2 protein-coding genes are annotated in these 1,767 nt (G+C 73.8%); one reads left to right on the top strand and one right to left on the bottom strand.

From position 1 onward, the window contains the following. Nucleotides 1-180: 180 nt before the first annotated feature. Nucleotides 181-912 carry an alpha/beta fold hydrolase gene (locus tag PLL68_RS08060; RefSeq protein WP_324533257.1) on the top strand — a complete coding sequence of 244 codons (732 nt, stop codon included), beginning with the start codon at nucleotides 181-183 and terminating at the stop codon, nucleotides 910-912. Here the strand turns inward: PLL68_RS08060 and PLL68_RS08065 are convergent. Next, nucleotides 890-1,669, bottom strand: coding sequence for an MBL fold metallo-hydrolase (locus PLL68_RS08065; RefSeq protein ID WP_324533258.1), 780 nt, complete (start codon nucleotides 1,667-1,669; stop codon nucleotides 890-892). The genes PLL68_RS08060 and PLL68_RS08065 overlap by 23 nt on opposite strands. Between the last annotated feature and the right edge of the window lie 98 nt (nucleotides 1,670-1,767).

Raw genomic sequence — 1,767 nt, forward strand, 5'->3', positions numbered from 1 at the left:
CCCGGAAGGTGCGCAGCGGCGTACAGCTCGCGGCCCGGGGTCCCCCGCAGGTTGTACTGCACGTCGATGACCTTCACGGCCCGTCGGGACAGGTCGTCGGAAAGGTCAGCGGCGGTCACCAGGGCGCTCATCCCGCCATCCAAGCACCGATCGGATGCCGCGCTGGGGGAGGATGGTCGGGTGGCTGGTCAGGTGCGTGTCGTCCTCGTCCACGGTTCCCAGCTGAGCGCGGCGCAGTGGACCCGCTACGCCACCCTGCTCGGGCCCGATGTCGACCTCGCCGTTCCTGATCTGCCGGCACACGGCACCCGTCGGGACGAGGCGTTCACGTGGGAACACGCGCTCGGGGTCGTGGGGGAGGCCGTCGAGGGTGGTGTTGCCGGCGTGCCCGTCGTCCTCGTGGGGCACAGCCTCGGGGGGTACCTGGCGATGGCGTATGCCGCGGCCCACCCGCAGCGCCTGTCCGGGCTCGGCCTGCTCGGGTCGTCGGCGGTACCGGCGGGGCCGGGGGCCGCCTTGTACCGGAGCATCGCCTCGGCCGAGCAGCGCCTGGGGGTCGACCGGATGTCGCGGGCGCTGGACCGGCAGTTCGCCGCGATGCTGCCCGAGGAGCTCGCGGCCGTCATCAAGGAGGCCGGCTACGGCTTCGACGGCATACCGGCCGCGTGGGCTGGTGTCATGGGCAACTGCCGGCCGGCGATGCTCGGCGAGGTGACCTGCCCGGTGCTGCTCGTCAACGGCCAGCTCGACCAGCTTCGCGTCGACGTCCGGCGCTACGCGCGGGCCGCGGTCAGCGCCCGGTGGGTGCGCGTGGTCACCGTGCGCCACGGGCTGCACGTCTTCCCGCTGACCCACCCGCACGAGACGGCGGCAGCACTGTGGGAGCTGGTCAGCGCGGCGCGCGGATCGTGACGGCGGCGCCGACCGCCGGGACGTGCGCGACGGCATCCGAGACGGCCCGCAGGTCGTCGGCGAAGCGGTGGCCGGGGTCGGTGGTCCAGGCCAGGCGTGAGGTCGGCCAGCCGGAGGGGTGCAGCGTGCCGTAGTGGATCGGCAGCACGTGGCGGGCACCGCTGCGCACGGCTGCCTCGGCCGCCTCTGCCGGTCCCATGTGACCGGGGGAGAGCCGCGGTCCCCACCCGCCGACGGGGAGCAGGGCCAGGTCGATCGGGGCGCCGGCGAGCTGGGGGAGCAGGTCCATGTCGGGGTGCAACGAGGTGTCACCGGCGAACCACACGACGACCCCGCCGCCACGCACGAGCATCCCGGTGGCGCCGTTCGGCCGGTGCGGCATGGGACGGGCCTCGTGGTCGGCCCTGACGAGGAGCACCTCGACCCCGGGGGCGATGGGGTGCCAGTCATCGCTGGCGGCATCCCCGATCCCCAGCCGGTTCTTGTCCAGCCAGGGCACGTTGCTCCGCTCGGTGACCACCGGGATGTCGCCCAGCCGCCGCAGCGAGGGCAGGTCGGCGTGGTCGTGGTGCAGGTGGCTGAGCAGCACGGCGTCGACGTCGTCGACGTGGCGGTGCACCGGCAGGTCGTGCCGGCGACGCAGCGGTCCCAGACGCGGCCGCAGCAGCGGATCGGTGAGCAGGCGGACGCCACCGAGGTCGAGAAGCACGCTCGCGTGCCCGAGCCAGGTGGCTCGCACTCCGTCGGCTGGGCTCACCCGATCCACTCTAGAGGGCGCTGAGCCCACCCCCGCGTGAGCGCGCTCCGGCTCGGCCTCCAGGACGGTGCCCGGTTCGATCTGACCGGCATTTTGGG

It is taken from the genome of Ornithinibacter sp., assembly GCF_035443565.1.
GTDB lineage: Bacteria > Actinomycetota > Actinomycetes > Actinomycetales > Dermatophilaceae > Fodinibacter.